The organism is Streptomyces sp. NPDC028289 (assembly GCF_055565975.1).
Genome location: NZ_JBVHTI010000004.1, coordinates 457,718 through 481,216 on the forward strand (window position 1 = coordinate 457,718; position 23,499 = coordinate 481,216).

25 protein-coding genes are annotated in these 23,499 nt (G+C 72.3%); 9 read left to right on the forward strand and 16 right to left on the reverse strand.

Going from position 1 to position 23,499, the window contains the following annotated elements; all coding sequences use genetic code 11:
- Positions 1-10: 10 nt before the first annotated feature.
- The 12 genes from ACZ4UV_RS22025 to ACZ4UV_RS22080 are packed head-to-tail and all read right to left on the reverse strand — an operon-like array spanning position 11 to position 12,298.
- Positions 11-1,144, reverse strand: a complete 1,134-nt coding sequence (locus ACZ4UV_RS22025) for a thiolase family protein (RefSeq protein WP_451019106.1) — start codon at positions 1,142-1,144, stop codon at positions 11-13.
- Positions 1,129-1,953: an enoyl-CoA hydratase/isomerase family protein gene (locus ACZ4UV_RS22030; protein ID WP_467839989.1), complete on the reverse strand. Its 825-nt coding sequence runs from the start codon at positions 1,951-1,953 to the stop codon at positions 1,129-1,131. Before ACZ4UV_RS22030 ends, ACZ4UV_RS22025 begins: the two co-directional genes overlap by 16 nt.
- The gene (locus ACZ4UV_RS22035) at positions 1,950-3,134 is read right to left on the reverse strand and encodes a CaiB/BaiF CoA transferase family protein (protein ID WP_451019108.1); all 1,185 of its coding nucleotides are present in this window, start codon (positions 3,132-3,134) and stop codon (positions 1,950-1,952) included. The genes ACZ4UV_RS22030 and ACZ4UV_RS22035 overlap by 4 nt, the downstream gene beginning before the upstream one ends.
- Positions 3,134-3,901: an SDR family NAD(P)-dependent oxidoreductase gene (locus ACZ4UV_RS22040; protein WP_451019109.1), complete on the reverse strand. Its 768-nt coding sequence runs from the start codon at positions 3,899-3,901 to the stop codon at positions 3,134-3,136. Before ACZ4UV_RS22040 ends, ACZ4UV_RS22035 begins: the two co-directional genes overlap by 1 nt.
- A complete protein-coding gene (locus tag ACZ4UV_RS22045) occupies positions 3,901-5,199 on the reverse strand; it encodes an amidohydrolase family protein (protein WP_451019110.1) in 1,299 nt (432 codons plus the stop codon). The genes ACZ4UV_RS22040 and ACZ4UV_RS22045 overlap by 1 nt, the downstream gene beginning before the upstream one ends.
- Positions 5,200-5,226: 27 nt before the next feature.
- Complete coding sequence (locus tag ACZ4UV_RS22050; RefSeq protein ID WP_451019111.1) at positions 5,227-5,544, reverse strand: hypothetical protein; 318 nt, start codon at positions 5,542-5,544, stop codon at positions 5,227-5,229.
- The gene (locus ACZ4UV_RS22055; protein WP_451019112.1) at positions 5,510-5,905 is read right to left on the reverse strand and encodes a hypothetical protein; all 396 of its coding nucleotides are present in this window, start codon (positions 5,903-5,905) and stop codon (positions 5,510-5,512) included. Before ACZ4UV_RS22055 ends, ACZ4UV_RS22050 begins: the two co-directional genes overlap by 35 nt.
- Positions 5,902-6,609 (reverse strand): ABC transporter ATP-binding protein, encoded by a 708-nt coding sequence (locus tag ACZ4UV_RS22060; RefSeq protein WP_451019113.1) that lies wholly within the window; start codon positions 6,607-6,609, stop codon positions 5,902-5,904. The genes ACZ4UV_RS22055 and ACZ4UV_RS22060 overlap by 4 nt, the downstream gene beginning before the upstream one ends.
- Entirely contained in the window at positions 6,606-7,316 is a 711-nt protein-coding gene (locus ACZ4UV_RS22065) for an ABC transporter ATP-binding protein (protein ID WP_451019114.1), read from the reverse strand. Before ACZ4UV_RS22065 ends, ACZ4UV_RS22060 begins: the two co-directional genes overlap by 4 nt.
- Entirely contained in the window at positions 7,297-9,408 is a 2,112-nt protein-coding gene (locus ACZ4UV_RS22070; RefSeq protein ID WP_451019115.1) for a branched-chain amino acid ABC transporter permease, read from the reverse strand. The genes ACZ4UV_RS22065 and ACZ4UV_RS22070 overlap by 20 nt, the downstream gene beginning before the upstream one ends.
- Positions 9,409-10,797: an ABC transporter substrate-binding protein gene (locus ACZ4UV_RS22075; RefSeq protein WP_451019116.1), complete on the reverse strand. Its 1,389-nt coding sequence runs from the start codon at positions 10,795-10,797 to the stop codon at positions 9,409-9,411.
- Between the two features lie 46 nt (positions 10,798-10,843).
- Positions 10,844-12,298, reverse strand: a complete 1,455-nt coding sequence (locus tag ACZ4UV_RS22080) for an aldehyde dehydrogenase family protein (protein ID WP_451019117.1) — start codon at positions 12,296-12,298, stop codon at positions 10,844-10,846.
- A 134-nt stretch (positions 12,299-12,432) separates the two neighbouring features.
- On the opposite strand from ACZ4UV_RS22080, the gene ACZ4UV_RS22085 reads away from it, so the two are divergent.
- The 5 genes from ACZ4UV_RS22085 to ACZ4UV_RS22105 all read left to right on the forward strand — a co-directional run bounded on the left by ACZ4UV_RS22085 (position 12,433) and on the right by ACZ4UV_RS22105 (position 15,945).
- Entirely contained in the window at positions 12,433-12,897 is a 465-nt protein-coding gene (locus tag ACZ4UV_RS22085) for a pyridoxamine 5'-phosphate oxidase family protein (RefSeq protein WP_451019118.1), read from the forward strand.
- A 109-nt stretch (positions 12,898-13,006) separates the two neighbouring features.
- Positions 13,007-13,579 carry a carboxymuconolactone decarboxylase family protein gene (locus ACZ4UV_RS22090; RefSeq protein ID WP_451019119.1) on the forward strand — a complete coding sequence of 191 codons (573 nt, stop codon included), beginning with the start codon at positions 13,007-13,009 and terminating at the stop codon, positions 13,577-13,579.
- Positions 13,569-14,006 carry a nuclear transport factor 2 family protein gene (locus ACZ4UV_RS22095; protein ID WP_390039083.1) on the forward strand — a complete coding sequence of 146 codons (438 nt, stop codon included), beginning with the start codon at positions 13,569-13,571 and terminating at the stop codon, positions 14,004-14,006. Before ACZ4UV_RS22090 ends, ACZ4UV_RS22095 begins: the two co-directional genes overlap by 11 nt.
- Positions 14,003-15,106 carry an acyl-CoA dehydrogenase family protein gene (locus ACZ4UV_RS22100; RefSeq protein ID WP_451023141.1) on the forward strand — a complete coding sequence of 368 codons (1,104 nt, stop codon included), beginning with the start codon at positions 14,003-14,005 and terminating at the stop codon, positions 15,104-15,106. Before ACZ4UV_RS22095 ends, ACZ4UV_RS22100 begins: the two co-directional genes overlap by 4 nt.
- Positions 15,107-15,108: 2 nt before the next feature.
- Positions 15,109-15,945 carry an acyl-CoA dehydrogenase family protein gene (locus ACZ4UV_RS22105; RefSeq protein ID WP_451023140.1) on the forward strand — a complete coding sequence of 279 codons (837 nt, stop codon included), beginning with the start codon at positions 15,109-15,111 and terminating at the stop codon, positions 15,943-15,945.
- A gap of 97 nt (positions 15,946-16,042) precedes the next feature.
- Here the strand turns inward: ACZ4UV_RS22105 and ACZ4UV_RS22110 are convergent, their stop codons facing one another.
- Positions 16,043-16,750: an SDR family oxidoreductase gene (locus ACZ4UV_RS22110; RefSeq protein ID WP_451023139.1), complete on the reverse strand. Its 708-nt coding sequence runs from the start codon at positions 16,748-16,750 to the stop codon at positions 16,043-16,045.
- Between the two features lie 101 nt (positions 16,751-16,851).
- Between ACZ4UV_RS22110 and ACZ4UV_RS22115 the strand changes: the two genes are divergently transcribed.
- Entirely contained in the window at positions 16,852-17,697 is an 846-nt protein-coding gene (locus ACZ4UV_RS22115; protein ID WP_451022951.1) for a helix-turn-helix domain-containing protein, read from the forward strand.
- Here the strand turns inward: ACZ4UV_RS22115 and ACZ4UV_RS22120 are convergent.
- From ACZ4UV_RS22120 to ACZ4UV_RS22130, 3 genes are read right to left on the reverse strand one after another with little or no spacing between them, the layout of a single operon-like run.
- Positions 17,694-18,476 (reverse strand): enoyl-CoA hydratase, encoded by a 783-nt coding sequence (locus ACZ4UV_RS22120; RefSeq protein ID WP_390039110.1) that lies wholly within the window; start codon positions 18,474-18,476, stop codon positions 17,694-17,696. The two genes, ACZ4UV_RS22115 and ACZ4UV_RS22120, sit on opposite strands and share 4 nt — an antisense overlap.
- Positions 18,477-18,486: 10 nt before the next feature.
- On the reverse strand, positions 18,487-19,662 hold the full coding sequence (locus ACZ4UV_RS22125; RefSeq protein WP_467840001.1) for an acyl-CoA dehydrogenase family protein: 1,176 nt from the start codon (positions 19,660-19,662) through the stop codon (positions 18,487-18,489).
- Positions 19,659-20,660 (reverse strand): acyl-CoA dehydrogenase family protein, encoded by a 1,002-nt coding sequence (locus ACZ4UV_RS22130; protein ID WP_467840004.1) that lies wholly within the window; start codon positions 20,658-20,660, stop codon positions 19,659-19,661. Before ACZ4UV_RS22130 ends, ACZ4UV_RS22125 begins: the two co-directional genes overlap by 4 nt.
- Before the next feature lie 180 nt (positions 20,661-20,840).
- On the opposite strand from ACZ4UV_RS22130, the gene ACZ4UV_RS22135 reads away from it, so the two are divergent.
- The 3 genes from ACZ4UV_RS22135 (at position 20,841) to ACZ4UV_RS22145 (ending at position 23,469) form a co-directional block, all read left to right on the forward strand.
- The gene (locus ACZ4UV_RS22135) at positions 20,841-21,515 is read left to right on the forward strand and encodes a TetR/AcrR family transcriptional regulator (protein ID WP_467840007.1); all 675 of its coding nucleotides are present in this window, start codon (positions 20,841-20,843) and stop codon (positions 21,513-21,515) included.
- A 98-nt stretch (positions 21,516-21,613) separates the two neighbouring features.
- Positions 21,614-22,441 carry an acyl-CoA thioesterase gene (locus ACZ4UV_RS22140; RefSeq protein WP_467840010.1) on the forward strand — a complete coding sequence of 276 codons (828 nt, stop codon included), beginning with the start codon at positions 21,614-21,616 and terminating at the stop codon, positions 22,439-22,441.
- Positions 22,438-23,469 carry an NAD(P)H-dependent amine dehydrogenase family protein gene (locus ACZ4UV_RS22145; RefSeq protein ID WP_451021992.1) on the forward strand — a complete coding sequence of 344 codons (1,032 nt, stop codon included), beginning with the start codon at positions 22,438-22,440 and terminating at the stop codon, positions 23,467-23,469. The genes ACZ4UV_RS22140 and ACZ4UV_RS22145 overlap by 4 nt, the downstream gene beginning before the upstream one ends.
- Positions 23,470-23,499: the final 30 nt, after the last annotated feature.

Genomic DNA, 23,499 nt, shown 5'->3' on the forward strand with positions numbered 1-23,499 from the left:
AACCCCTTCGTCAGGACGTGAGTTCGACGAGGGTGGCGTTGGCCGTGCCGCCGCCCTCGCACATCGTCTGCAGGCCGTACCGGATCCCGTGGTCGCGCATGTGGTGGACCATCCGGGTCATCAGGACGGCGCCGGACGCGCCCAGCGGATGCCCGAGCGCGATGGCGCCGCCGAGCGGGTTGAGCAGGGCCGGGTCGGCGCCGGTCTCGGCGAGCCAGGCGAGCGGGATGGGCGCGAAGGCCTCGTTGACCTCGAAGACGCCCACCTCGGCGAGGCCGACGCCCGCCTTGGCGAGCACCTTCTCCGTGGCCGGGATCGGGCCGGTCAGCATGAGGACCGGGTCGGCGCCGACCACCGCGCCCGCGCGGTAGCGCACGAGCGGGGTCAGCCCCAGCTCCCGGGCCCGCTGCGGTGTGGTGACCAGGAGGGCCGCGGCGCCGTCGGAGATCTGGGAGGCGTTGCCGGCGTGGATCACCCCGTCGTCGAGGAAGGCCGGCTTCAGCCCCGCGAGCTTCGCCACGCTGGTGCCGCGCCGTATCCCCTCGTCGGCGCTCACCCCCGCCGCCGGCACGGTCTGTGCCTCGAAGGCGCCGCTGTCCTGGGCCGCGGCGGCGCGCTCGTGGGACAGCGCCGCGTACTCGTCCAGCCGCGTGCGGGTGAAGCCCCACTTCAGTGCGATCTTCTCGGCGGAGAGGCCCTGGTGGAAGGAGAAGTCGTGGTAGCGGGCGAGGACCTGGGGGCCGTACGGCGTCCCGGTGGCGCGGGCCGAGCCGAGCGGCACCCGGCTCATGACCTCGACGCCGCCGGCCACGACGACGTCCTGCTGGCCGGACATGACGGCCTGCGCGGCGAAGTCGAGAGCCTGCTGGCTCGATCCGCAGGCCCGGTTCACGGTGGTCCCGGGAACGGTCTCGGGCCAGCCCGCGGCGAGGACGGCGTACCGGCCGATGTTGCTGGACTGGTCGCCGACCTGGGAGACGCAGCCCCACACGACGTCGTCGACGAGCGCCGGGTCGAGGCCGGTGCGCTCGGCGAGGGCGGTCAGGACCACGGCGGAGAGGTCGGCCGCGTGCACGTCGGACAGGCCGCCGTCGCGTCTGCCCACCGGTGTGCGGACGGCCTCGACGATCACTGCTTCGCGCATGACGGGTCCTCCGTAGGGGGCTGTCGGAACCAGCGGCCGGTGAAGCGCGGCTCGCGTTTCCCGGCGAACGCGGCGTAGGCCTCCGTCACGTCCGGCGAGGCGAAGTTGACCGCCTGCGCGCGGGCCTCGGCGGCGAGCGCCTCGCGCAGGGTGCGACCTGTGCCCTCGTTGAGCAGTGCCTTGGTCTGCGCGACGGCGACCGGCGGTCCGGCCGCCAGCCGGCCGGCCAGGTCGGTGACGAAACTGTCGATCTCCTCGGCGGGCGCCACCCAGGTGACGAGGTTCAGCGACCGGGCCTCCTCGGCGTCGATCGTCTCGGCCAGCAGGGCGAGTCTCCTGGCCTGCTGGAGGCCGGCGAGCCTGGGCAGCAGCCAGGTGCCGCCGCAGTCCGGGGAGAGCCCGCGGCGCGTGAAGATCTGCGAGAACCGGCTTTCCGGTGTGGCCACCACCAGGTCGCAGCCGAGCGCCAGGTTCCAGCCCGCGCCGACGGCCACCCCGTCCACCTTGGCCACCGTGGGAATGGGCGACTCGTGCAGCAGGACGGCGACTTCGTTGAGGTCGCGGACCTTGTCGAGCGGGTGCCGGAGGTCCGCGGCGCCGCTGGTGAGGTCGGCGCCGGAGCAGAACGCCCCGCCGGCGCCGGTGAGCACCAGCGCCCGTACCGTCCGGTCGTGGGTGGCCTCGGTGAGGGCCCGGCGCAGTGCCGCCCACAGTTCGCGGTCGACGGCGTTCCTGCGGTGCGGGCGGTTGAGGGTCAGGGTCCGTACGCCGCCGCTGTCGCCGGACAGCAGTACGGGGTCACCGGTCACGTGGCGTCCCCCGGTTCGACTTCGGTGATGCCCAGTTCGGCCAGCACCTTCCGGGTGTGCTCGCCGAGGGCCGGTACGGCGCCCATCGGGGGCTCGTACCCGGCGATCACCGGCGGGGGCAGGAGGGCCGGTACCGGTCCGGCGGGGGTGTCGGTGGTGCGCCAGCGGTCGCGGGCCGCGAGGTGCGGGTGGGCGAGGACGTCGGCCGGGGTGTTGTAGCGGGAGTTGCCGATGCCGGTCTCGTCGGCGCGCCGCTGGACGTGGGCGAGGTCGTGCCGGGCGCACCAGGCGCCGATCTCCGCGTCGAGCAGGCCGCGGTACCGGACGCGGTCGGGGTTGGTGCGGAAGCGTTCGTCGTCGGCCAGGTCCGGGCGTTCCAGCAACTCCCGTGCCAGACGCTGCCATTCGCGGTCGTTGATGGTGCCGAGGACCACCGTGTGCCCGTCGGCGGTGCGGTAGGCGCCGTACGGGGCGACGGCGGGCGAGCTCATGCCGATCGGCTGCTGCTCCTCGCCCGAGTGCCGGGTGTAGGTCAGCGGGTAGCCCATCAGCTCGGTCATGGTGTCGAACAGGCTCACCGCGACGGCGCCGCCGCGCTCGCCCCGGCGCTCACCGGCGTACAGCAGCGCCACGACGGACAGCGCCGTGTAGAGGCCGGTGCTCGCGTCCGCGATGGGCGGGCCCGGTTTGGCGGGGGCGCCGGGGTGGCCGGTGATGGCGCAGACCCCGGACTCGGCCTGGACGAGAAGGTCGTAGGCCCGTTTGTGGGAGAGCGGGCCGCCGGGGCCGTAACCGTCGATCTCCACCGCGATCAGGTCGGGGTGGCTGGTCGCGAGGTCGTCGGGGGCGATGCCGAGTTTGGCCGTGGTGCCCGGGGCGAGGTTGGAGACCAGGACGTCGGCGCGGTCCAGCAGCCGGTGCAGGATCGCCGTCCCCGACTCGGACTTGAGGTCGAGGGTGACGGACTCCTTGCCGCGGTTGGTCCACACGAAGTGGGCGGCCAGGCCGTTCACCACGTCGTCGATGTGGCGGGCGGAGTCGCCGCCGTCCGGGTTCTCCACCTTGATCACGCGGGCCCCGAGGTCGCACAGGACCCGGGTGCACAGGGGCGCCGAGACGGCCTGCTCCAGGGCCACCACCGTCACCCCGGAGAGAGGTCCCCTGTTTGTGCGGTCGGCCATCAGATCACCAAGCCGCCGTCGACCGGCAGGACCTGGCCGGTGACGAAGGAGGCCGCGTCCGAGGCGAGGAAGACGAAGGCCCCGGCGACCTCCTCGGGCTCGGCCCAGCGGCCGAGCGGGATGCGGGCGAGCATGGTGGCGGCGAACTTCTCATGGGTGCGGATGGTCTCGGTCATGGGGGTGGCGGCCAGCGGCGCCAGGGCGTTGACCTTGATCTGTCTCCGGGCCAGCTCCCGGGCCATCGACTTGGTCATGCCGATGATCGCGGCCTTGGCCGCCGAGTAGTTGACCTGGCCGAGGGTGCCGACGAGCCCGGCCGACGAGGTGACGTTGACGATGCGTCCGGTGCCGTCCGTCGGCAGGAACGGAAGGGCGGCCTGGGAGCAGGTGAAGGTGCCGAGGACGTGGATGTCGAGCAGCCGGCGGAACGCGTTCTCGTCGAGGTCGGGGAACATCGCGGGCGCGGTCACGCCGGCGTTGTTCACCAGGATGTGCAGGGTCCCGCCGGCGAGGGCGGCGGCCCGGTCCACGGCGGCCTCCGCGGCCCTCCGGTCCCGTACGTCGAGTCCGGTGCTGTCGGCGGTGCCGCCAGCCGCCGTGATCTTCCCGGCGACGGCCGCCGCGGCGGCCGCGGCGACGTCGGTGACGAGGACGGCGGCGCCGGCCCGGGCGAGCGCGTGGGCGACGGCGGCACCGATGCCGCCCGCGGCTCCCGTGACCAGCGCCGAGCGTCCCGTCAGGTCGAACAGCTCGTTGTCCTGTGCCACTACTTGCTCGCCGCCGCTACGGCCGCGCGGGCCCGCTGCCGGAAGGCCTCCAGCTTGTCGACCGGTTCCTTGAGCTGGCGGCTGCGGGGCCGGATGCTGACGTCGTGCCCGTCGGCGGCCCGGCGCAGGGCGCCGACCGTGGCCTGCTCGCGCGGAATGTGCGCGAAGGGGTCGAAGGAGTACCAGCGCATGGCGTTCTCGTGGGTGATCTTCACGGTGTCCGCGTCCGGGACCCCGCACTCGGTGAGGACGCCGTGCAGCTGCTCGGGGGCGTCGGGCCACAGGGAGTCGCTGTGCGGGTAGTCGCCCTCCCAGCAGATGTTGTCGATGCCGATGTCGTGGCGCAGCTTGACGCCGAGCTTGTCGGTGATGAAGCAGGTCAGGAAGTGCTCGCGGAAGACCTCGGAGGGCAGCTTGCCGCCGAAGTCCTGGAGGGTCCAGGCGGCATGCATCTCGAAGGTGCGGTCGACGCGCTCCAGGAAGTAGGGGATCCAGCCGGTGCCGCCCTCCGAGAGGGCGATCTTCAGCGCGGGGAAATCCTTGAGGGTGCGCGACCAGAGCAGGTCGGCGGCGGCCTGGACGAGGTTGATCGGCTGGAGAGTGATCATCACGTCCGGCGGGGAGTCGACGGCCGGGATGGCCAGGCGGCCGGAGGAGCCGATGTGCACCGACAGGACGGTGTCGGTGTCGCAGGCGGCCTGCCACACCGGATTCCAGTACGGGTCGTGGAAGCTCGGGTAGCCGAGCGCTGCCGGGTTCTCGGGGAAGGTCATGGAGTGGCAGCCCTTGGCCGCGACCCGGCGCAGTTCGGCGGCGCACAGCTCGGCGTCCCAGATCGCGGGCAGGGCCATCGGGATGAAGCGGCCGGGGTAGGAGCCGCACCACTCGTCGATGTGCCAGTCGTTGTACGCCCGCACCAGCGCGAGCGAGAAGTCGGAGTCCTCGGTGGCGAACATGCGGGCCGAGAAGCCGGGAAAGGACGGGAAGTTCATCTGGGCGAGCACGCCGCCCGCGTTCATGTCCTTGACGCGTTCGTGGACGTCGTAGCAGCCGGGCCGGATCTCGTCCATGCCCTGCGGGTCGAGGCCGTACTCCTCCTTGGGGCGGCCCGCGACCGCGTTGAGCGCGGCGTTGCCGACGGTGTTGTCGCGGAACTGCCACACGTCGCTGCCGTCCTCGCGGTGGATCAGCTTGGGCGCGTCGTCGAGATACCGCTTCGGCAGGTGGTTCACGAAGATGTCGGGCGGCTCGATGACGTGGTCGTCGACGCTGATGAGGATCAGGTCGTCCTTGTTCATGCGCGGTCCCTTTCGCTGGAGGCGCGTTCAGTCGGAGGCGGGGAGGGGTTTGGCGGCCTTGAGGGTCATGGGGACGCCGTCGCAGGCGAGTTCGCCGGTTCCGGGGCTGGTGCAGAGCAGTTCGAGGGTGCCGTCGGCGTCGACGTAGCGCTTGCCGAGGAGGGTGACCGGGGCGCCGTTCGCGGGCGGGGCGGGCGGGGCGTCGGCGGCGGCCGTCATGGGGGCGCCGCCGCAGGTCAGGGCCGGTTGCCGGTCCGCCGGGGCGCGGACCACGACGACCCGGGTGCCGCACACCGTGCTGGCGAGTTGGTCACCGGGGCGCGGCGTCGGTGCTGGTGAGGTCATGGTTCAGGTCCCTTTCCGACAGGCGGTCGGCGAGCACGGCGAGGTCGTAGGACTGGCGGGCCATCCAGAACCTCAGGAAGCCGGTGAGCGAGTAGCGCAGGAACAGGGCCGCGCCGACGACCGTCGCCGCGATGCCGCCGAGGCCGAGGGCGAGGGCGTCGTTCTGGTCGAGCGGGTTCTGGGTGTTGTGCGAGACGAAGTACGCGGAGACCGCGAGGACCAGGCCGACGGTCATCAGGGCGGCACCCAGGCGCAGCCAGAGGCCGGCGCGGGTGGCGGCCGGGTCGGGGATCCGGAGGTCGGCGAGTTCGCGGACGAACCGGTCCGCACGGGAGTCTGGAGCCGGCTCGGTGGATGTCATGCGGAACTCCCCAGATAGAGGGCGGACAGTTCGTCGCGCAGCCCGCCGTCGGGGCGGCCCTGGCGTTCGATGCGGCCGCGCACGAGGACGGCGGCGTGGTCGGCGATGCCGAGGACGGCGGCCGCGAACTGCTCGACGACCAGGACCGCGACACCCCGCCGGGCGATCTCGGCGACCTGTTCGTAGAGCCGGGAGACGACCAACGGGGCGAGTCCCATGGACAGTTCGTCGAGGAGCAGCACGGCCGGGTCGGTGGCCAGGCCGCGGGCGAGGGCGAGCATCTGCTGCTCGCCGCCGGAGAGCGTCCCCGCCGCCTGGCCCGGTCGTTTGCCGAGGACCGGGAAGCGGGCGTAGGCGACCTCCTCGATCTCCTGGCGGGTGCGGCCGGTGAAGGTCATCATCAGGAGGTTGTCGCGCACCGAGAGGTTGGGGAAGACACCGCGTCCCTCGGGGATGAGACAGACCCCGGCCCGGGCCAGGTCACGCGGGTCCACACCGGTCATGTCCCGTCCGCCGAGCAGGAGTTGCCCGGACCGCGGCGGGTGGAGTCCGGCGGCGACGTGGAGCGTGGTCGTCTTGCCGGCGCCGTTCGGGCCGAGCAGCGCGACGACCTGCCCGGCGCCGACGCTCAGGTCGACGCCGTGCAGGACGGTGATGCCCTCGTGGGCGGCGCGGACGGCGCGCAGTTCGAGCAGAGCATTCACACGTCCCCCAGGTAGGCGGCGAGCACCGTCTCGTCGTTGCGGATCACCTCGGGCGGTCCCGCGGCGATGACCTTGCCGAGGTCGAGCACGTACACCTCGTCGCAGACGCCCATGACCAGCCCCATGTCGTGTTCGACGAGGACGACCGCGGTACCTTCGGCGGCGAGCGAGCGCAGCAGGGCGGCGAACCGTTCGGTCTCCTCGCCGTCCTGTCCGGCCGCGGGTTCGTCGAGGAGCAGGAGTGCGGGCCGTACGGCCAGGGCGCGGCCGACCTCGACGAGGCGGGCGACGCCGGTGGGGAGGTTGTCGGCGGGGGTGTCGGCGATGCCGGTCAGGCCGAGCCGGTCGAGGAGGCCGTCGGCCGCCGGGGCCGCCCGCCGCCGGTCGGGGCCGAGTTCCGCGGCGACGAGGAGGTTGTCGCGGACGCTCAGCCGGCCGAAGAGTTCGAGGCGTTGGAAGGTGCGGGCCAGTCCGTGCCGGCAGCGCCGGGCGGGGCCGAGACGGGTGACGTCCCGGCCGCCGAGGGCGACCCTGCCCGCCGCGGGCCGGCGCAGCCCGGACACCACGTCGAACAGGGTGCTCTTGCCGGCCCCGTTGGGCCCGATGAGGCCGGTGATCCGGCCTCGGTCGGCGCTCATGCCGACCCCGTCCAGCGCGCGGTTGCCGCCGAAGGTGACGGTGACGCCGCTAACGTCCAGCAGTGGCACGGGTCAGCACCTCCCCGTCCTCGGGCCGCCAGGGCCGTCGAACGCCCCACCACTCGACCGGTACGTCCGCCTCGGCCTCCGGGGCCTGGCGGGCGGCGGCCCAGGCGCGCAGCGCGAACCCGGCGGCCAGCGCTCCGATCAGGAACGTCCAGCCGCCGATCGCGCCGGTCAGCCGCAGCACCCAGCCCAGGGCCAGGGCGCCGAGCAGCACGGGCAGGGCGGCGAGGTCCCGGCCGAGGGGTTCCCACTGGCGGCGGAACCTGGCCACGACCCCCTCGGGGCTGTGCCCGAGCCCCATCCCGGCGAGGGCGGGCAGGACGGTGACGATGTTCTGCGTCCAGGAGGCCACACCGGTCAGGGCGTTCGGGCCGAGGTAGGCGGTGCCGGCAAACAGGCCGTCGCCGACCGCGCCGAGGCCGCCGATGACGGCGACGAGGAAGATCGGCAGTCCGGCGACGAGGTTGAACTGCTCGGCGGTGACGGCGCGTTGCTGCATGCCGTAGAGGGCGCCGCCGAGTCCGGCGATGCCCGATGACAGCGCGAACACGGCCACCTTGGTCACCAGCAGGTTGCCGCCGAGCGTCGCGTACGCGGCCTCGCTGTCCCGCAGCGCGATCAGGCGCCGCCCGAAGCCGCTGCGCCGCAGCCGGGCGACGGAGAGGGAGGCGAGGCCGAGGCAGACGGCGGCGAGGACGGTCAGGTCGGCGGCGGAGTCGAGGTGCAGGCCGAACAGGTCGGGGCCGCTCATGTCCACCGAGCCCTGGTCGAACAGCGAGATGCGCAGGCCGAACAGGTGGAAGGCCGGCAGGGTGAAGATCCACCGGTCCAGGACCACCGTGACCGCGGCCGTGCCGAGCGCCAGGTAGACGCCGGAGAACCGCAGCGCGGGCACCGCGATCAACGCTCCGGCCGCGCCGGACACGGCGATCGCGGCGGCCAGCGCCCAGAGTTCGCCGTGCGCGCCGAGGTGTCCCCATACGACGGCGCCGATGCCGGCCATGCTCAGCTGGCACAGGGAGATCTGCCCGGCGTACCCGGCGAGCGGGACGTACGACAGGGCGACGATGCCGAGGGAGAAGACCGGCCCGTAGCTGACGAGGTCGGCCTCGTCGAGGACGGTGGCCAGTACCACCCCGGCCACGACCGTCGCGGCGGCGAAGACGGCGGTGCCGCGCAGGCCGGGTGCCGGGACCTGGACCAGCCGCCGGTCGCGGTGGCGCAGGCCCGGGTGGCGGAACAGGAGCAGGGCGAGGAAGAGGAGCAGGGCCGGGGCCGCCAGGCGCAGACCGGGCAGGTAGGGGTTCTGCGGGAGGTAGCCGGCGAGGTAGCTCTCCATGCAGCCGACGACGACCGCGCCGGCGAAGGTGAGCGGCAGGCTGCGCAGGCGGCCGAAGACGGCCGCGGTGTAGGCGCTGACGATCAGGAGGGAGAGCTGGGAGGCGTCCAGGGCGACGGTGGGGGCGATCAGTATGCCGCCGATCGCGGCGAGTTGGGTGCCGAGGATCCAGGCGACGCGGCTCGCCCGGACCGGGTCGGCACCGGTGAGCCGCACCAGGGCGCGGTCGTCGACGGTGGCGCGCATCTCGGCGCCGGTACGGGTGCGGTTGAGCAGGAACCAGAGGCCGGCGGCGACCGCCACCGCGACGGCCATGGTGATCGCCTGGTGCCAGGTGAGGGTGGCAGGGCCGAGGTGGAAGGGCTGCTTGTCGGCGAAGAACACCGACAGCGGCCGGGGCACGTCGGGGTCCCAGATCCAGCGGGCGGCGGCGATGGCGCCGCTGAGCAGCGCCACCGTCATCACCAGCCGTTCGGCCTCGCCGAGCCGTTGCACGGGCCGCATCAGGACCCGCTCGACGGCGAGACCGAACGCGGGCGCGAGCACGAGCAGCACCACCGCCAGGGCCACCGGGACCGGCCAGCCCCAGCCGACGGTGAACTGCCAGTAGCAGAACGCCGCCAGCATGCCCGCCGCGCCGTGCGCGAAGTTGAACACGCCGGTGGTGACGTAGGTGAGCACCAGGCCGCTGCCGATGACCGCGTAGATGGCCGCGGTGCTCAGTCCGACGATCCCGAAGGTCAGGAACTGCTCCATCTACTTCACATCGCTCATGCTCTTGCCGACGTCGGCGAGGGTGAGCGGCTTTCCGTAGCTGCCCTTGAACTGGTAGGGGGACTCGTTGCACCGGTAGGCGCCGGTGTCGGGCCCGAAGTCCGCGGGCTGCCAGCCCTTGGCGGTGGCCTTCTCGATGTTGAAGCAGGTCAGCGGGGCGCCCGGGGTGGACAGGTCGACCGGGGCGAGCAGTCCGCCGCCGGTCCAGGCGCTCTCCTTGGCCGCGGCCTGGTAGACGCACTTGCGGGTGAGGTCGTCACCGCAGGAGGAGGCCGCCTCGGCGAACAGCAGCCAGGCGGCGAAGCCGCGGACACCGGGCAGCGTGATCTGGGCGCTGGGAGCGTACTTCTTGAACAGGGCGGTCAGTTGCCCGGTCGCGGCGTTGTCGGCCGCCTTCTCCAGCGGGTAGACGCCGCCGAGGTCGGCGAAGTTGTTCTGGTAGGCGAGGGACTTGCCGGCCAGTTGCAGGAAGGCGGGCCCGTAGGCGTTGTTGTTGGCGTCGATCCAGTCGAGCTTGTAGTCCATGCCGGTCAGGATCTGTTCCAGCTTGGACAGGCTCGCGAAGTCGCCGTTGAACACCAGCCCCTTGACGCCCTTGCTCTTGATGGACTGGGCGTAGGGGGTCCAGTCCGAGACGCCGGACGCCGGGTACAGGTCCTGGTAGGTGACCTTCCCGCCGGCGGCCTTCAGCGTCTCCACGGTCTCGGCGTTGAGGACCTTGGTCACCGGGGCGTCGCCGGCGATCGTGCCGACGGCACCCGCCGACTTCGGGTAGGCCTGCTTCAGCAGCCAGTCGTAGTAGCCGAGGTAGCGGGCGTAGGCCGCCCCGCCGGTCTCGTTCAGCTGGAGGTCCGAGCCGACGTTCTGGACCTGGCTCACCTGTGCCGGGAAGTCGGGCAGCAGGCACTTGAGCCGGTCCTGCACGCCCAGGGCGTCCAGTGCGGAGCCGCCGCCGACCAGGGCGAAGTCCTGTTTGCAGGCCTCCAGCATCCGCTGGCGGACCTCCGTCAGCCTGGAGTCGCGGGTGGTGGCCACGAGCTTGCGGCCGTTGATGCCGCCGGCCGCGTTGCACCAGGAGGTGAACACCTTCGCGGTGTCGGCGAATTCGGAGTTCTTGGTGAAGCCGACGTCGGAGAAGACGCCGATGTCGATCGAGTCGGCGGTGACGCCCTGGGCGGGGGCGCTCTTCGCGGTGCCCGGTCCGCAGACCTTCTTCAGGTCTCCGAAGTCTCCGGACGCGGCCTGCTGTGCGGCCTTCGTCGGCGTCGCGCCGCCGTCGGCGGTGTCTCCGGCGCTGCTGTGGCCGCCGCATCCGGCGAGGGCCAGCAGTGCGGTCGCCGCCAGCACGGCGGGAAGTGCCTGAACTCTCACGGGGGTTCCTCCTCGGTGGTGTCCCCGAACTGCTGAGCGCCGACGGTCAACCGGCCGGCACGGCGAAGGTCTTGAGCTCGAGGAACTCCTCCAGCCCCGCAACACCCATCTCCCGGCCGATGCCGGACTGCTTGAATCCCCCGAACGGGGCGTCAGCGGCGAAGTAGTTGCCGCCGTTGATGCTGAACGTGCCGCTGCGGATCCGCCGGGCCACGGCGGTGGCCCGCTCGTCGTCGGCGCCGAGCACCGCGCCGGACAGGCCGAACACCGTGCCGTTGGCGATCCGGACCGCGTCGTCCTCGTCGTCGTAGGCGATGACCGCGAGCACCGGTCCGAAGACCTCCTCCTGGGCTATCTCCGCGGCCGGGTCGACGTCGGCGAGCAGGGTGGGCTCGTAGAAGAAGCCCTCGCGGTCGGCGGGGCGGCCGCCGGTCACCAGGCGGGCGCCGGCCGCGACGGCCCGCTCGACCATGCCGTGCACCTTGGTGCGCTGCCTCTCGCTGATCAGGGGGCCCATGTGGGTGGCCGGGTCGGCCGGGTCGCCGTAGCGGACCTTGCCGAGCATGGCGGCGACCAGGGAGACGATCTCGTCGTGCCGCTCGCGCGGGACGAGCAGGCGTGAGTTGAGTGCGCAGCCCTGGCCGGCGTGCGAGCAGATACTGAAGGCCGCGAACATCGCGGCGTTCGCAAGGTCGGCGTCGTCGAGCACGATCATCGCGGACTTGCCGCCGAGCTCCAGGAACACCCGTTTCAGGGTGGCGGAGGCGGCGGACATGATGGCCTTGCCGACCGGGGTGGAGCCGGTGAAGGTGATCATGTCGATGCCGGGGTGCGTGGTGAGCAGTTCGCCGGCTTCGGGGCCGGACGAGGTGAGGACGTTGACGACACCCGCGGGGATGTCGGTCTCCTCGGCGATGAGCCGGCCGAGCGCGAGGGTCGTCCACGGGGTGTCGGGTGCGCCCTTGAGTACGACGGTGCAGCCGGCGGCGAGCGCGGGGGCGAGCTTGGCGAGGGCCAGCTGGTTGGGGAAGTTGTACGGCAGGATGGCCGCGACGACTCCGGCGGCCTCCTTCTCCACCCAGCGGCGGTGCCGCCGTCCCCGGCTCTCCACGGTGCCGAGCTCTTCGCAGAACTCGTAGCGCTCCAGCAGGTCCGCGTAGTACCTGACCATCTCGATCGGTTCGTCGAGCTGGGGTCCGTGGGTGAGGGCACGGGGGGCGCCCACCTCGGCGATGGTCAGATCGCGCAGCTCCTCGCGGTGCGCGTGGAGCGCGGCGTGGAGCTGGCGGAGGCAGCGCAGCCGCAGGTCGCGGTCGCGCATCCAGCCGGTCGTGTCGAACGCCCGGCGGGCGGCGGCGACGGCCGCATCGACATGGCCGGAGTCCGCGTCGGACGCCGTCCCCAGCACCTTCCCGGTGGACGGATCGACGGTCTCGAAGCTGCGTCCCGCGGGTACGAGATCTCCGTCGATCAACAGCCGGTCCTCATGGAAAAGACTCACGGCTCCCCATCTCTTCTGGGTGTCACAGGTCCTGTTGCCACGGCCCTGCCTGCGGTGGAAAGTAGCTTCTCGTCAGAAGAGAAGCAACCTGTCGCGCAGGAGAATTAGGCATTCACGCGAGAGTGGGAGGAATCATGCCCGGTCAGCGCAGGGGAACCGCGATCGCCATGAACGAAGGGGAGCGGGACGCCTTTCTCCGCACCCAGCCCGTCTGCCGGGTGGCGACCGTCGGCCCGGGCGGCCATCCGCACAACGGCGCCCTCTGGTTCGTCTGGGACGGAACGGCACTCTGGCTCAACTCGCTGACGCACAGCCAGCGCTGGACCGACCTCGGCCGCGACCCGCGGCTCAGCGTGCTGGTCGACGACGGCGGTTTCGACTTCCTGCGACTGCGCGGGGTCGAGTTGCTGGGCCGGGCCGAGGTCGTCGGCGAGACCCCCCGCAAGGGCGGCCAGGTGGCCGAACTCACAGATCCGGAGCGCCTCTTCGCGGACAAGTACATGGGCGGCGGAACCTTCCGGTACGACGGCCGGCACGGCTGGCTGCGGCTGCGCCCGGAGCGGATCGTCAGCTGGGACTTCGGCCAGCTGCGCGCCTGACGGTTGACGCGGGGCCACACCGGGTGGAAATCTGAAACTCAGAATTGAGAACAGCATTCTCGCAATTCAAGATCGCGACTTCACAGATCCTGTGCCCGAGGGAGCCCGCATGCCGCCTCGTCTGCCTCCGCTGCCGGACGACCAGTGGGACGACCGCACCCGCGAGGTGCTCTCCGCCCTGCTTCCCCGCAGCATGCGCAACGCCGCGGCGGCGGGCAGCGCGATGTCCACTCTCGTACGGCACCCGGACCTCACCGCAGCCTTCCTCCCGTACAGCACCTACCTCCTGGTCGGCTCGACCCTGCCGGCCCGGCTGCGTGAACTGGTCATCCTGCGGATCGCCAGGCGCCGCGACTGCGCGTACGAGTGGACGCACCACTTCTACGCCGCCCAGCAGGCCGGCCTGACCGAGGCCGAGGTCGAGGCGGCAGGACAGGGCAAGGCGGCCGACTCGCTGGAGAGCGCGGTTCTTGACGCCGTGGACGAGCTGGAAGAGGGCTCCGACGTCTCGGACCGCACCTGGGCCGCGCTCGCCGAGCACCTCGACGAACGCCAGCTGATGGACCTGGTGTTCACCGTGGGGACCTACGCCCTCATGGCGATGGCCTTCAACGCCTTCGGCATCCGTCCCGAACACGACGCGCGCGAGCGTGCGGAAAGGAGGCGGGCCCGTGACCACTGACCACACCACCGCCGACGCCACCGAAGATCTCGTGGAGATCCAGCAGCTCCTCGCCCGTTACGCGGTGACCATCACCCGCGGCGACATCGACGGACTGCTCGCGGTCTTCACACCGGACGGCACCTACAGCGCGTTCGGCGACACGTACCCCCTCGCGGAGTTCCCGGCGCTGGTCGCGGCCGCCCCCAAGGGGCTGTTCCTCACCGGTACGCCCGCCGTGGAACTGTCGGGCGACACGGCGAGGGGCACCCAGCCACTGTGCTTCGTCGACCACGCCACCCACGACCTGCGCATCGGCTACTACGACGACACCTACCTGCGCACCGCCGAGGGCTGGCGGCTGCGCACCCGGTCGATGACCTTCATCCGCCGCAGCGGCGCACACGACTCGGGGCGCCCGCACGCGTATCAGCGCCCGGCCGGATGAGCGCCTTCACCACGGCGGCGGACTTCCGCACGGCCCTGCGGGCCTGGCTGGACGACAACGACCTCTCCCCCGGCCCCGACCACTCCTTCGACGCCCAGGTCGCCCAGCTGGCGCGGGTGCGCCGGGCCCTGTTCGACGCGGGCTGGATGCGGTACGGCTGGCCGCCGGAGGTGGGCGGCCTCGGCGGGCCCGCGGTGCTCCGGGCGGTGCTCGGCGAGGAGGTGGCGACCCGGGGACTCGCGGAGCCCGGCATCTACTCGATGGTCGAGGTCCTCACCCCGACCCTCGTCTCGTACGCCCGTCCCGAACTGGCTGCGGACATGGTCCCGTTGCTGCTGAGCGGCCGGGAGCAGTGGTGCCAGGGCTTCTCCGAGCCGGGCTCGGGCAGCGACCTGGCCTCCCTCACCACCCGGGCGGCGCCGCGGGACGACGGCACCTGGGTGGTGAACGGCCAGAAGGTGTGGACGAGCCTCGCCCAGTACGCGGCCCGCTGTGTCCTGCTCACCCGCACCGCCCCCGGCCACGAGGGCATCACCGCGTTCTTCGTCGACATGGACACCCCCGGCATCACCGTGCGGCCGCTGTGCACGATGCACGGCGTAGACGAGTTCGCCGAGGTCTTCTTCGACGACGTGACCGTGCCCGCCGACCGGATGCTGGGCCGCCCCGGCGACGGCTGGCGCCTGGCGATGGACCTGCTCCCGCACGAGCGCTCCACCTGCTTCTGGCACCGCATCGCGCACCTCTACACCCGTCTCGACCGCCTGCTCGCCGAGACCGAGGTCCCGGACGACGCGGCCCTCGGCGCCGCCTACCTCGCCCTGCACACCGTCCGCTGCCGCTCCCACGCGACGCAGCGCCGGCTCGCGGACGGGGTCCGGCTCGGCCCGGAGACCTCGGTCGACAAGGTGCTGCTGGCCACCGCCGAGCAGCAACTCCTGGAGACGGTTCGGGACTTGCTGCCGGGGGTTCTGGAGCTGACCGGGACGCCCTGGCGGTCGGAGTACCTCTACGCGAAGGCGGCCACCATCTACGGCGGCACCGCCGAGATCCAGCGCAACATCATCGCCCGCCGGCTCCTGGACCTGGGGAGGGAGTGACCGTGGACAACGCCGAGGTGGAGCTGCTCGCGCAGACCCTGCGCAAGACGATGACGAGCACGGCCTCCGGCGCCGCCCTCGACGCCGCTCTGGCCGGGCTCGGCTGGGCCGAACTGCTGGCCGAGTTCCCGGAGGTGGCCCTACCGACGGTGTTCCGGCTGCTGGGCGAGACGGGTGCGCACGCCCCGGTGCTGAACGACGTGGTGCTCACGGCCGCCGGGCGGCCGGGCGGCGGCACCGCGCGGCTGCCGTACACCGGCGGCTCGTGGGTGGTGTGGGAGCGGGGTGCGGCGGCCACGGGCCGGACACTGGACGAGGACCTGCCGCTGCGACCGGTGCCGGCCGACGGCCCGGAGGCGGCCACGGACCTGCTGCTGCGGCCGGACTCCACCGGGGCGTCCGTACCGCTCGCGGCGGGCCGGCGGGCGGTCGGCTGGTGGCTGCTCGGCAGCGGCCACGCCATGCTGGGGCTTGCCCGGACGCATGCGCTGGACCGGGTCCAGTTCGGCCGTCCGCTCGCCGCCTTCCAGGCGGTGCGGCACCGGCTCGCGGAGACCCTGGTCGCCCTGGAGGGCGCCGAGGCCGCCCTCGCGGCGGCCGGGGACGACCTGGGGTCGCTGCTCGCCAAGGCGGCGGCCGGGCAGGCGGCGCTGACCGCGGCCCGGCACTGCCAGCAGGTGCTCGGCGGGATCGGGTTCACCGCCGAGCACCCGCTGCACCGGCACGTCCGCCGGGCGCTCGTCCTGGACGGACTCCTCGGCAGCACGCGGGAGCTGACGCGCGAGGCCGGGGCGCTGGTGCGGGCGAAGGGCACCGCGCCCCGGCTGGTTCAGCTGTGACTCACCGGGGCACAGGCCTTGGTCGGCCGCGACTCACCGGGGCGCAGACGCCCGTCGGCCGCGACTCACCAGGGCGCAGACCCCCGTCGGCCGTGACTCACCAGGGCAGCCGTCCGTTGACGTCGAAGTAGCCGCCGGTCGGTCCGTCCGGGCCGATCTGCGCCATCCGCACGATGATCTCGGCGCCCTGCTCTACGGTCTGCGTGCCCGTGTTGCCGTTCAGGTCCGTCTTGGTGAAGCCAGGCTCGACGGAGTTGATCCGCATGGCCGGGAACGCCTTCGCGAACTGCACGGTGAGCATGTTGACCGCCGTCTTGGAGGTCGGGTACGCGATGCCCGGGTAGAAGTGGGCGGGGTGGTCGGGGTCGGAGAGGGCCGTCAGCGAGGCCAGGCCGCTGCTGACGTTGACCACGACCGGCGCGGCCGAACGCTGCAGCAGGGGCAGGAAGGCGTGCAGGACGCGGACGACACCGAAGACGTTGGTCTCGAAGGTGTTGCGCATCTGGTCGGCGGTGACGGTCTCGGCCGTGGGCACGCTGTTGTCCGGGGTCCTGCTCTCGATCCCGGCGTTGTTGATCAGGACGTCGAGTCCGCCGTCGGCCGCCACGGTCTTGGCCGCGGCCTCCACGGAGGCGTCGTCGGTGACGTCGAGCAGGACGAACCGGGCGCCCAGCTCCTCCGCGGCCCGGCGTCCGCGCCCGGCGTCCCGGGCTCCCACGTACACGGTGTGACCTGCGGCGATGAGCTGGCGGGCGGTTTCGTACCCGATGCCCTTGTTGGCTCCGGTGATCAGTGTTGTCGTCATGTCTCCACCCTGCGCCCCGGCCGATGGGTCAGCCAGCAGACCCTTCTTCCTGGGACTGCCGGTACCAGGCACGGCGACGGCAGACGGTGTTGACTGGGGGCATGACGGCGACGGAACTGGGGCAGGCGCTGCGGCGCTGGCGGGACCGCGTCGCCCCGGACGCGGCGGGGCTGCCGGCCGGCGGCCAGCGGCGGGCGGCCGGGCTGCGGCGCGAGGAGCTGGCGCTGCTGGCCGGCATCTCGGTCGACTACGTGACGCGCCTCGAACAGGGCCGGGCGGCCAATCCGTCCGTGCAGGTCGTCGAGGCGCTGGCCCGGGCACTGCGGGTCTCCGCCGACGAGCGGAGGTATCTGTTCGGGCTGGCGGGACTGGTGCCGCCGGGTCCGGACATGGTGCCCGGGTACATCACGCCCAGCGTGCAGCGGCTGCTGGACCGGCTGGCCGGCACTCCGGTGGCGGTCTCCGACGCGGCCATGACCCTGCTGGTGGCCAACCCGATGTACGCGGCGCTGATGGGCGACCCGTCCCAGCTGCGCGGCTTCCAGCGCAACGGCGTGTGGCGGAACTTCCTGGACTGGCCGACCCGGGTGCGGCACACCCCGGAGGAACGGCGCGCCTTCGAGGCCGGCATGGTCGCCGAGCTGCGCTCCACGGCCGCCCGCTATCCCGGCGACCGCCAACTGCAGCGACTGATCGCCGAGTTGCGTGCCGGGAGCAAGCGGTTCGCCGAGCTGTGGGACGCGGGGGTCGTCGGCCGGCTCGAGGCCTCGCGCAAGACGATCGAGCATCCGCAGGCGGGCCTGCTCACCCTGGACTGCGACCAGCTCCGGATCGAGGAGCAGGACCTGCACATCCTCGTGTACTCGGCCGAACCCGGCACCGAGGACGCCGAGAAGCTGGCGCTGATCTCGGTGCTCGGCACCCAGAGCCTGGCCGAGCGGCACTAGCGCAGCTTCTCCTTCATCTCGTCCAGCTTCGCCAGGATCGGGTAGCCGCTGACACTGAGCGCGTTGCCGTGTCCGGTCTGGTGGACGTCGAAGACGGACTGGACCGCGGCGTAGAAGCCCTGCACGTCCAGGGTCTGGTTGACGGCGCGCTTCGCCTGGCGCAGTCCGAAGGCGGGCATCGCGGCGATGCGTTCGGCGAGTTCCCGGGTGGCCGTGTCCAACTCGGCGCGCGGGACGACCCGGTTGACCATGCCCACCTTCTCGGCCTCCTCGGCGGTCAGCGGGCGGCCGGTGAACAGGATCTCCTTGGCCTTGCGGGGGCCCAGTTCCCAGGTGTGCCCGTGGTATTCGACGCCGCCGATGCCCATGGTGACGACCGGGTCGGAGAACAGGGCGTCCTCGGCGGCCACGATCAGGTCGCAGGGCCAGCACAGCATCAGCCCGCCGGCGATGCAGCGGCCCTGCACGGCGGCGATGGACGGCTTCGGCACATTGCGCCAGCGCAGTGTGTACTCCAGGTACCGGCGGTTCTCGGCGCGGTAGATCCACTCCAGGGTGATCTCGTCGGGGCCCGGCCAGCGGTCCTTGAGGTCGTGCCCGGCGGAGAAGTGCTTCCCCTCGGCACGCACCACGATCACCTTCACCTCCTCGTCCTCGGCGGCCCGTGTCCAGGCGGCGTCGAGCTCGTCGAGAAGAGCGGCGTTCTGGGCGTTGGCGACCTCGGGCCGGTTGAGGGTGAGAGTGGCGATGCCGTCCTTCACCTCGTACAGGATGTGCACGGACCTCTCCTCAGCGTCGGGGCAGACCGAGCACCCGCTCGGCGATGATCGTGCGCTGGATCTCGGACGTGCCGCCGGCGATGGTGCCGCCGAAGCTGCGGGCGAAGCGGTTGAACCAGCTGGCGGAGTCGTCGTCGAAGCTCATGTGGCAGTACGGCGCCGTCCTTGCCGGATGGACCAGTCCGTCCGGGCCGGACGCCTCCAGGACGTGTTCCAGGGCGTGCTGTGCCGCCTCCGAGCCGAACACCTTCAGCACGGACAGCGCGGGTACGTCCTGCTCGCCGCGGGCGGCGCGGGCGAGCGCGGCCGAACCGAGCAGCCGTAGCGCCTGAAGGTCCATGAGCAGGGTGGCGTACCAGTCCTTCTGCAGATCGTCCGCGGGCCGGAAGTCGCGTACCACGGCCTCCAGGCGTTCGGCCTCGCCCAGCCACATCAGGGTGCGCTCGTGTCCGAGGGAACCGTTGGCGACCCGCCAGCCCTGGTTGAGGGGGCCGACGAGGTTCTCGGCGGGAACCCTGACGTTCTCGAAGAAGACCTCGTTGAAGTCCTTGTCGTCGGGGCCGGTGTAGGAGGCGAAGGGGCGGCGGGTCACGCCAGGCGTGTCGGTGGGGATGAGCAGGACGCTGATGCCCTTGTGCTTGGGGGCGTCCGGGTCCGTACGGACGAAGGCGAGGAGCACGTCGGCGTCGTGGGCGCCGGACGTCCAGACCTTCTGGCCGTTGACGGTGAAGTGGTCGCCGTCGCGTTCGGCCCGGGTGCGCAGGGAGGCGAGGTCGGAGCCCGCGCCGGGCTCGCTCATGCCGAGGGCCGCGGTGATCTCGGCGCGCAGGATGGGCACGGCCCAGCGGCGCTTCTGCTCCTCGGTGCCGAAGGAGAGCAGGGAGGCGGCGATGATGCCGACGCCCTGAGGGTTGAAGCTGTGGCAGATGCGGCGCCGGGACAGCTCCTCGCGGTGCACGTACTGCTGGATGACCGTGGCGCCCCGGCCGCCGAACTCGGGCGGGTTGCCGGGCAGCAGCCAGCCCTCGTCGAACTGGAGGCGCTGCCAGCGCCTGGCCCACTCGGGCAGGTGCGCGGTGGAGCGGGAGCGTTCGGCGGCCTCGGCCTCGGCGGGCAGGTTGGCCGCCAGGAACGCCGCGAACTCGGCGCGGAAGGCCTCGACCTCGTCGTCGAAGGACAGTTTCATGACACTCCCCCGGCAGCCCACTGTTCGGCTATGGACGCCCGGTGCTCGGTGGCCCCGCCCAGCATCAGCTCGCCCGCCTTGGCCCGCTTGATCGCGAACTGCAGGTCGTTCTCCCAGGTGTGCCCCATCGCGCCGAACAACTGCACGGCGTTACGGAACACCAGGGCCTGGCACTCACCGGCCGACGCCTTGGCCATGGCGGCGGCGAGCGGGCGCCGCGGGTCGTCCTCGGCGAGGGTCAGGGCGGCGAAGTAGGCGAGGGCGCGGGCCCGTTCGACGGCCACGTGCATGTCGGCCGCCTTGTGCTGGACGGCCTGGAAGGAGCCGATGGGGGCGTCGAACTGGCGGCGGGTGCGGGCGTGGTCGAGGACCAGGTCGAGGGCCCGGCGGCAGGCGCCGACCATGGTCAGGGCCATGCCGGTGAGGGCGAGGTGGCGGGCGCGCGCCGGGTCCGCGCTGCTGCGGTCCCCCGCGCCGACCCGGACCCGGGCGAAGGTGACCTCGGCGAGGTGCAGGACGGGGTCGAAGGCCGGGGTGCGTACGGCGGTCACCGCGGTGGCGGGAACGACGAAGACGCCCGCGTCGGTGACCACGGCGAGGCGGTCGGCGCGGTCGCCGTCGAGTACGTGCCGGGCGGTGCCCTCCAGGATCCAGCCGCCGTCGGCGGGGGTCGCCGTGACGCCCGAGTGGACGGCGGTGCCGGACCGGGCGGGGTCGGCGAACTCCGGTGCGAGCGGGGCGAACTGGGTCAGCGTCGCCAGGTAGGGCGTGGGGTCGGTGGCCCGGCCCAGCTCCTCCAGGACGATCGCCAGCTCGACCGCGTCGGCCGGATCGGTCAGCTCGGTCCAGCCGAGGTCCACGTAACCGCGCCACAGCGGTGCCGGGTCGGCGCCGTCGTCGGCCACCGCGCGCACCAGCGCCGGCGGGCACTCCTTGAGGACGGCCTTGTGCACGGTGTCCTGCCACAGCCGTTGCTCGGCGTCGAACTCAAACAGCATCGGCGCCTCCGCGCACGAAGACCCCTGTCGGTGCCGCCCCCTGCACGCCCCATGCCACGAACGGCCTCCTTGACGAGAATGTCATTCTCCGAATTGGCAATCAGCAGTCTTCTCCATATCTCCAGCGCTGTCCAGACTCGGCACCGGCCGCTTCCCGATGCGGTGCAGTAATGTTCTCCCATGGCACAGAAGGCGGATCAGCCCGTGAGCACCCCGACCGAGGAACCGGCCTGGAAGCAGCGCGCCGTGGAGCGCTCCACCCAGGCGGCGAAACGCCGGGCCGAACAGAGGGTGGAGCGGTTCCTCGACGCGGCCCAGGCGATCATGGCGGAGAAGGGCACGACCGACTTCACCGTGCAGGAGGTCGTCGACCGCTCCAAACAGTCACTGCGGAGCTTCTACCAGCACTTCGACGGCAAGCACGAGCTGCTGCTCGCGCTGTTCGAGGACGCGATGAGCAAGTCCGCGGAACAGTTGCGGGCCCTCGCCGCCGGGCAGTCCGACCCCCTGGACCGGCTCAGGGTGGTCGTCCAGGAGCTGTTCGAGAGCTCCCGCCCCGACCTGGCCACCCAGCAGCAGCCGCTGTTCACCGACTTCGCGCTGCGCCTGCTGATGTCACACCCGGCCGAGATGCGGGTCGCGAACGCTCCGCTGCTCGCGCTGTTCACCGAGCTGATGCAGGACCTGGAGGACGCGAACCTGCTGCGCTCGGGCTTCAAGCCCAAGCGGGTGGCGGCGCTGACCATGCAGACCGTCATGTTCAACGCCCAGTCCAGCGGCCAGGACGCGGCGCATCCGCTGACCGCGGACGAGATCTGGGACTACTGCGCGAACGGGATCACGGGCGAGGACTAGTCCGAGCCGGGCCGGCCGCCGCACCGGCGGCCGGCCCGGGGGAACCCATCACGAGAGCGACATTCTCACATCTGAATATTTCCATTACCCTCGCTGGCATGCCACTTGCCGTGAGTGAACTCTGGGACGATCTCCTGCACTGCCTCGATCTGAGGGGGTGCGAGGAGGAGACCGGTCCCGTCTACGAGGCGGGCAACCAACGACTCGGCTACCACCGCCTGTTCGGCGGGCAGCTGCTGGCCCAGTTCGTCCGGGCGGCACAGCTCGGCTGCCCGGACAAGAGCGTGAAGTCCCTGCACGCCCTGTTCGCTCGGGCGGGCCGCCCGGAGGAACCCGTCCGCTACGAGGTGCGGCGCCACCACGAGGGGGCCTCCTTCGCCGCGCTGACGATCGTCGCCCGGCAGCCCCGGGGCGTGGTGGCCACCGCGTCGGTGTCCCTGCACGTCCCGGAGGACGGCCCCGCCCGGCAGGCGGTCCCGGCCGTGGCCGCCCTGCCCGGCCCCGAACACCGCACGGACCTGCATCCGATCCCCTGGGAGACGCGCACCACCGCCGACCTGGACACCGCCGCACCCGAACCCCCCGAGTTCGACGTGTGGATGCGCACCCCGGCCACCGAGGCGGACCTGGCCCCGGCACTCACCGCCTACGCCACCGACCTCACGCTCATCGGCACCGCCCTGCGCCCGGTGCCCGGAGTCACCCAGCACGACTCCGGAACGGCGTTCACCTCCGCGGTCACCTCGCACACCGTCTGGTTCCACCGTCCGTTCGGCGCGGACGGCTGGCTGCTGCTGCGGCAGCACAGCCCGCTCCTGGCGCACGGCCGCTGCTTCGGCCGGGGCGACGTCCTCACCGAGGACGGCACCCTCGTCGCGTCCTACGCCCAGGAGGCCCTGCTGCGCTTCACGAAGGAGGCGCCGTGACGCCGTACCGGGTGGTCCAGTGGGCCACCGGCACGATCGGCGCCCGCTCACTGCGTGCCGTCGTCGAGCACCCGGCCCTGACCCTGGCCGGCGTGTACGTCCACACGCCGGCCAAAGCGGGCCGCGACGCGGGCGAGTTGTGCGGGAGCGGCCCGACCGGCGTCCGGGCCACCCACGACGTCGAGGACGTCCTGGCCCTGGGTGCCGACTGCGTGCTGTACATGCCGCTGCGGTGCGATGTCGAGGAGGTGTGCCGGCTGCTGGCGTCGGGCGCCAACGTGGTGACCACGCGCGGCGAGTTCCACCACCCCGGCAGCATGGATCCCGTCGTCCGCGAGCAGGTGGCGGAGGCCTGCGAGCGGGGCGGCACCTCGATCCACAGCACGGGCAGCAGCCCCGGGTTCATCACCGAGGCGGTGCCGCTCGTGCTGACGTCCCTCGCACGCCGCCTGGATCTCCTCACCATCGACGAGTACGCCGACCTGTCCCGGCGGCCGTCCCCCGAGCTGCTGTTCGGCGTGATGGGCTTCGGCAGCGCACCGGCGGCGTTCGACGAGCGGCGGCTGTCCCACGCGCGCACCAGTTTCGGCCCGTCGCTGCGGCTGGTCGCGGACGCCCTGCGGCTGCCGCTCGACTCCCTCGAACCGACCGGCGAGCTGTCGACCGCGCGCAGCCGTGTCCGCATCGCGGCGGGGGAGTTGGCCGCGGGCACGGTCGCGGCCCAGCGGCTCACGGTGACCGGGCTGCGCGCGGGCCGTCCGCTCCTGCGCTTCCGTGCCACCTGGTACTGCACGAGGGACCTCGACCCGGCCTGGGACCTGCACGACACCGGCTGGCATGTCACGGTCGAGGGCGACACCCCGCTGGACGTCGGCGTCAGGCTCCCGGTGCCGCTCGACCGGATGGCCGAGGTGTCCCCGTCGTACACGGCGCACCGGGCGGTCAACGCCGTGCCGTTCGTGTGCGCGGCGGCTCCCGGGATCCGTACGACGCTCGATCTGCCGCAGGTCACGGCGGCGCTGGGGTGAGCACGCCGGACCCGCGGCGCCGAGCCGTGC

What these genes read in the sequence shown, in the direction of transcription:
- ACZ4UV_RS22025 (WP_451019106.1), bottom strand. Translation starts at nt 1,144, where the DNA reads ATGCGCGAAGCAGTGATCGTCGAGGCCGTCCGCACACCGGTGGGCAGA.
- ACZ4UV_RS22100 (WP_451023141.1), top strand. Translation starts at nt 14,003, where the DNA reads ATGAGCGCCTTCACCACGGCGGCGGACTTCCGCACGGCCCTGCGGGCC.
- ACZ4UV_RS22090 (WP_451019119.1), top strand. Translation starts at nt 13,007, where the DNA reads ATGCCGCCTCGTCTGCCTCCGCTGCCGGACGACCAGTGGGACGACCGC.
- ACZ4UV_RS22140 (WP_467840010.1), top strand. Translation starts at nt 21,614, where the DNA reads ATGCCACTTGCCGTGAGTGAACTCTGGGACGATCTCCTGCACTGCCTC.
- ACZ4UV_RS22125 (WP_467840001.1), bottom strand. Translation starts at nt 19,662, where the DNA reads ATGAAACTGTCCTTCGACGACGAGGTCGAGGCCTTCCGCGCCGAGTTC.
- ACZ4UV_RS22110 (WP_451023139.1), bottom strand. Translation starts at nt 16,750, where the DNA reads ATGACGACAACACTGATCACCGGAGCCAACAAGGGCATCGGGTACGAA.
- ACZ4UV_RS22045 (WP_451019110.1), bottom strand. Translation starts at nt 5,199, where the DNA reads ATGAACAAGGACGACCTGATCCTCATCAGCGTCGACGACCACGTCATC.
- ACZ4UV_RS22070 (WP_451019115.1), bottom strand. Translation starts at nt 9,408, where the DNA reads ATGGAGCAGTTCCTGACCTTCGGGATCGTCGGACTGAGCACCGCGGCC.
- ACZ4UV_RS22050 (WP_451019111.1), bottom strand. Translation starts at nt 5,544, where the DNA reads ATGACCTCACCAGCACCGACGCCGCGCCCCGGTGACCAACTCGCCAGC.
- ACZ4UV_RS22035 (WP_451019108.1), bottom strand. Translation starts at nt 3,134, where the DNA reads ATGGCCGACCGCACAAACAGGGGACCTCTCTCCGGGGTGACGGTGGTG.
- ACZ4UV_RS22055 (WP_451019112.1), bottom strand. Translation starts at nt 5,905, where the DNA reads ATGACATCCACCGAGCCGGCTCCAGACTCCCGTGCGGACCGGTTCGTC.
- ACZ4UV_RS22130 (WP_467840004.1), bottom strand. Translation starts at nt 20,660, where the DNA reads ATGCTGTTTGAGTTCGACGCCGAGCAACGGCTGTGGCAGGACACCGTG.
- ACZ4UV_RS22115 (WP_451022951.1), top strand. Translation starts at nt 16,852, where the DNA reads ATGACGGCGACGGAACTGGGGCAGGCGCTGCGGCGCTGGCGGGACCGC.
- ACZ4UV_RS22135 (WP_467840007.1), top strand. Translation starts at nt 20,841, where the DNA reads ATGGCACAGAAGGCGGATCAGCCCGTGAGCACCCCGACCGAGGAACCG.
- ACZ4UV_RS22085 (WP_451019118.1), top strand. Translation starts at nt 12,433, where the DNA reads ATGCCCGGTCAGCGCAGGGGAACCGCGATCGCCATGAACGAAGGGGAG.